General features: G+C 73.6%; 5 protein-coding genes. 4 read left to right on the forward strand and 1 reads right to left on the reverse strand.

Annotated features, from left to right (window positions below):
* The first annotated feature begins 285 nt into the window (after positions 1 to 285).
* From ACFU6K_RS31395 to ACFU6K_RS31405, 3 genes are all read left to right on the forward strand, one after another.
* Positions 286 to 948, forward strand: a complete 663-nt coding sequence (locus tag ACFU6K_RS31395) for a TetR/AcrR family transcriptional regulator (RefSeq protein ID WP_380668773.1) — start codon at positions 286 to 288, stop codon at positions 946 to 948.
* Between the two features lie 131 nt (positions 949 to 1,079).
* Positions 1,080 to 1,307, forward strand: coding sequence for a DUF3107 domain-containing protein (locus ACFU6K_RS31400; RefSeq protein WP_049660675.1), 228 nt, complete (start codon positions 1,080 to 1,082; stop codon positions 1,305 to 1,307).
* 170 nt (positions 1,308 to 1,477) lie between these two features.
* Positions 1,478 to 1,804: a hypothetical protein gene (locus ACFU6K_RS31405; protein WP_380668774.1), complete on the forward strand. Its 327-nt coding sequence runs from the start codon at positions 1,478 to 1,480 to the stop codon at positions 1,802 to 1,804.
* 6 nt (positions 1,805 to 1,810) lie between these two features.
* Here ACFU6K_RS31405 and ACFU6K_RS31410 read toward each other — a convergent pair whose 3' ends face one another.
* The gene (locus ACFU6K_RS31410) at positions 1,811 to 2,539 is read right to left on the reverse strand and encodes a ferritin-like fold-containing protein (RefSeq protein WP_380668775.1); all 729 of its coding nucleotides are present in this window, start codon (positions 2,537 to 2,539) and stop codon (positions 1,811 to 1,813) included.
* A gap of 693 nt (positions 2,540 to 3,232) precedes the next feature.
* Between ACFU6K_RS31410 and ACFU6K_RS31415 the strand changes: the two genes are divergently transcribed.
* The coding region (locus tag ACFU6K_RS31415) for a DEAD/DEAH box helicase (protein ID WP_380668777.1) at positions 3,233 to 4,823 on the forward strand (1,591 nt) is incomplete at its 3' end.

A 4,823-nucleotide genomic window follows, 5' to 3' on the forward strand; every position in this document is an offset into this window, starting at 1 on the left:
GTGCACCGCGAGCACCGCGCCGGGGACCTCGACCGTACGTACCTGCTGCTCAGCGCTGCTCATGGTGGACGATGGTAGTGAGCCCGCCCCGGAAACCCCGGGGTTGGTCCGGCCGTCGGCCGGCTCCGTTCCACCACTGCCGAGGCCGAGGTCAGCGCCGTATTGTGGGCTCCTGACAACCAGGCCGATCGTCTTTTCTCGCCTTCGCCGAACGCGGGCGCGGTTACCGAAAAGTAGAATCGGCCATCTCGCCAGCCGCGAACAGACCCCGAAGTGAGGAGCGCCGTGACGGCCATCCAGGAGGCGCAGGAGCGCCCGCGCGGTGCCCGCCTGCCGCGAAGCGCCCGCCGTGAACAACTGCTCGGTGCCGCCCAGGAGGTGTTCGTCGCGCAGGGCTACCACGCGGCCGCCATGGACGACATCGCCGACCGTGCCGGGGTGAGCAAGCCGGTGCTCTACCAGCACTTCCCCGGGAAGCTGGAGCTGTACCTGGCGCTGCTGGACAAGCACTGCGACGCCCTGGTCGAGTCGACCCGCGACGCGCTGTCGGCGACCACCGACAACAAGCAGCGGGTGGCCAACACCATGGAGGCGTACTTCAATTACGTCTCCAGCGAGTCCGGCGCCTTCCGGCTGGTCTTCGAGTCGGACCTGACCAACGAGCCGGCCGTGCGCGAGCGGGTCGAGCGGGCCTCCGAGGCGAGCGCGACGCTCGTCAGCAAGGTGATCCAGGAGGACACCGACCTGCCCGAGGCGGAGTCCAAGCTGCTCGCCGCCGGGGTCTGCGGCCTGGCCCAGATCACCGCCCGGTACTGGCTCTCGCAGGGCCTGGCGATCCCCCGCGACGAGGCGGTCCGGCTGGTCGCCAGCCTGTCCTGGCGCGGCCTGAAGGGCTTCCCGATGCACCCGGGCGAGCAGTCCGGCGAGGGCACCGCCCACCAGGGCTGATCCGCCGACCTTCGCCGGGCGGGGGATCCGGTGCTCTATGGTGAAGCCGTACGGCACGGTCGCCGCGAACGCTTGTCCCAGGCGGTCCGGTGCCCGTGCGTGGAGGCTGCAACCCCGGAGGGACGGAAGCCGTGGAGGTCAAGATCGGCGTGCAGAACGCGCCCCGCGAGATCGTGATCGAGAGCTCGCAGACTGCCGATGAGGTCCAGAGCGCGGTCGCGAAGGCGCTGGAGGGCTCGGAGAAGATCTTCGCGCTGTCCGACGAGCACGGCCGTCGCATCATCGTCCCGGCCGAGCGCCTGGCGTACGTGGAGATCGGCGAGTCGGCCGCCCGCAAGGTCGGCTTCGGCACCGCCTGAGGCGCCGCCGCACGGCATCGTCCGGTGCCCCGTTCCCGCCAGGGAGCGGGGCACCGTCGTGTCCGGGGGCACTGCGGCTCGCGGGGCTCCGTCGCGTGTACGACCGGGTGGGGCGGGGTACGGCGAGGGTGCGGCGCCGGTGCCGCACGCCCGTCCCCCGGGAGGCAGCCTTGCTGGTCGAGTCGATCGTCTTCGCCCTCGTCGGCCTGGTCACGGGCGGCGCGGCCCTGCTGGCCCGGCCGGCGTACTTCCGGGCCGCCCGGGCCCTGGTCCTGGGCACCGCGCTGGCGGCGGCGCTGGTCGGCGGGGTGGTCGCGCACTTCAGCGTGGACGGCCGCCAGCCCGCGGTGTCCGTCGCGGCCGCGGCGGTGGCCTCGGGCGTGCTCACCTCGCTGCTGGCCCGGCCGGACCTCGCCGCGGGGCGCGCCCCGGCCCACCGGCACCACCCGCACCGGCCCGGCACCCACCGCGCGTCGCGGCGGCACCGGGCGGCCTGAGAACCGTTAGGAGGCCAGGCCGAGGGCGGCCATCCGCTTGGTGTGCGCCTCGGTGATCCGGTTGAACATCTTGCCGACCTCGACCAGGTCGAAGCCCTGCACCCGGACGCCGCCGACCAGCAGGTTGGACAGCGCGTCGCGCTCGGCGACCACCCGCTGGGCCTGGCTGAGCGCCTCGCCCATCAGTCGTCGGCCCCACAGGGCGAGCCGGCCGCCGGCCCGCGGGTCGGCCTCGATCGCCTGGCGGACCTTGTCGACGGCGAACTGGGCGTGCCCGGTGTCGGACATGACGCTCAGTACCAGGTCGCGGGTGTCGTCGTCCAGCCGGACGGCCACCTCGCGGTAGAAGTCGGTCGCGATGGCGTCGCCGACGTAGGCCTTGACCAGGCCCTCCAGCCAGTCCGAGGGCGCCGTCATCCGGTGGAACAGCTCCAGCGGCTCGACGAACGGCCGCATCGCCTCCTGCGGGTCGGCGCCGACCTCGGCGAGCCGGTCGTGCAACCGCTGGTAGTGCTGGAACTCGGCGGAGGCCATCCGGGCCAGCTCCGCCTTGTCGGCGAGGTCGGGCGCCAGCTTGGCGTCCTCGGCGAGCCGCTCGAAGGCGCTCAGCTCGCCGTACGCGAGCGCGCCGAGCAGGTCGAGCACGGCCGCCCGGTAGCCGGGGTCGGCCGAGCACGCGGCCCAGTCCCCGATCGAGCCGGCCGCCGCGTCCTGCGTCTCACCATGGGTCTCCATGACCCGCAACTTTAGTCCCGCCCGCCCGTCCGCCCCACCACCGGGCACGCCCGGGTGACCGCCCGGACCGGCCGCTCCGGTGGCAGTTGCCGGGGGCAATGTCAGACGCGTCACGTGTTCGAGTCGTCGCCTGACTGTATGGTGGTACGGAGCCCGTCGTGTTCGCATGGTGTCACCGCCGTCTCGGTACCCCGCGCGAACCCTCCGTAGCGGCACCGTCCAACCGGACGTGTCCGCACCGGTGGCACGGGTACTCACGTACGCGGATGCCCGGTCGGAGAGCCGATCGGCTCCGACCATGGCTTGGACTTCAAGCCTTGGCACCGCATCAGTGGCCGAGCGAGGGCCGCCGAGACCACGCCCCGAGGCGGAGGTCCCGCGCAGGTCCCTCACGGGAATCCTCCCCGACGCCGCCGGCGACGCGCCCCGCACCGGGCAGCGCGCACCGGCCGGCCGCAGGGACCGGCGCGGTTGTGCGTCCGCGCAGCTGTACCAGGGCCGCCCAGGCCCGTAGGCAGCCGCGCGGCTGCCCGCCCGCCGCTCGCTCTCGGCCCTTTCGAAAACGGAAGAGGCAGCACCCTGTCCACCACCGCTGAACCCATCAAGACGACCTTCCGGGACCTGGGGATCCTCCCGGAGACCGCCGAGGCACTCGAGTCCGTCGGCATCGTCCACCCCTTCCCCATCCAGGAGATGACCCTCCCGGTCGCGCTGACCGGCCACGACGTCATCGGCCAGGCCAAGACCGGCACCGGCAAGACCCTCGGCTTCGGCCTCCCGCTGATCGAGCGGGCCGTCGTGCGCGCCGACGTGGACGCCGGCCGGGCGACCGAGGAGCAGCTCTCCGACTTCCCGCAGGCGCTGATCGTCGTCCCGACGCGCGAGCTCTGCACCCAGGTCACCAACGACCTCCAGACCGCCGGCAAGGTCCGCAACGTCCGCGTGCTCGCGGTCTACGGCGGCCGGGCGTACGAGCCGCAGGTCGAGGCGCTCAACAAGGGCGTCGACATCGTGGTCGGCACCCCGGGCCGCCTGCTGGACCTCGCCGGGCAGAAGAAGCTGAACCTGTCCAAGGTCCGCGCGCTGGTCCTGGACGAGGCCGACGAGATGCTCGACCTGGGCTTCCTGCCCGACGTCGAGAAGATCATCACCATGCTGCCGGCCAAGCGGCAGACCCTGCTGTTCTCGGCCACCATGCCGGGCCAGGTCATCAGCCTCGCCCGCCGGTACATGAGCCAGCCGACCCACATCCGGGCCGCCGCCCCGGACGACACCGGCGCGACCGTCGCCAACATCGAGCAGCACATCTTCCGTGCGCACTCGCTGGACAAGGTCGAGATGGTCTCGCGCATCCTGCAGGCCGACGGCCGCGGGCTGGCGATGATCTTCTGCCGCACCAAGCGCACCGCCGCCGACGTCTCCGACCAGCTGACCCAGCGCGGCTTCGCGGCCGGCGCGGTCCACGGCGACCTCGGCCAGGGCGCCCGCGAGCAGGCCCTGCGGGCCTTCCGCAACGGCAAGGTCGACGTGCTGGTCTGCACCGACGTCGCGGCCCGCGGCATCGACGTCGAGGGCGTCACCCACGTCATCAACTACCAGTGCCCCGAGGACGAGAAGACGTACCTGCACCGGATCGGCCGCACCGGCCGGGCCGGCGCCTCCGGCACCGCCGTCACCCTGGTCGACTGGGACGACATCCCGCGCTGGCAGCTGATCAACAAGGCGCTGGACCTGCCGTTCAACGACCCCGAGGAGACCTACTCCACCTCGGCGCACCTGTACGAGCTGCTGAAGATCGCGCCGGGCACCAAGGGCATCCTGCCGCGCTCGGAGCGCACCCGCGCCGGGCTGAACGCGGAGGAGGTCGAGGACCTCGGCGAGACCGGTGGACGCGGCGCCCGCGCGCCCCGCGGCGGTCGCGGTGGGCGCGGCGGCCAGGGCGGCTCGGACCGTCCGGGCGCCGGCTCCGACCGTCCGGGCGCCGGCGCGGCCGAGACCGAGGAGCAGAAGCCGCGCCGCAACCGTGAGCGCCGCCGCACCCGTCGCGGCGCCGCGGTCGGCGCCGAGGGCGAGGCCGCTGCCGGCGTGACCGAGGCCGCCGCGGCGGCTCCGGCCGTCGAGGGTGCCGAGGGCGAGGCCGCGCCGCGCCGTCGCCGCCGTCGCTCGCGCGGCGGTGCCGCCGCCGAGGCCGCGGTGGCGGTCGAGGCGACTCCGGTCGCCGAGGCCGTCGTGGCGGAGGCCGTGGCGGTCGTCGAGGCCGCCGCCGAGGCGATCGCCGAGGCTC

The organism is Kitasatospora sp. NPDC057512 (genome assembly GCF_042802135.1).
In the GTDB taxonomy this organism is placed as follows: Bacteria; Actinomycetota; Actinomycetes; order Streptomycetales; family Streptomycetaceae; genus Kitasatospora.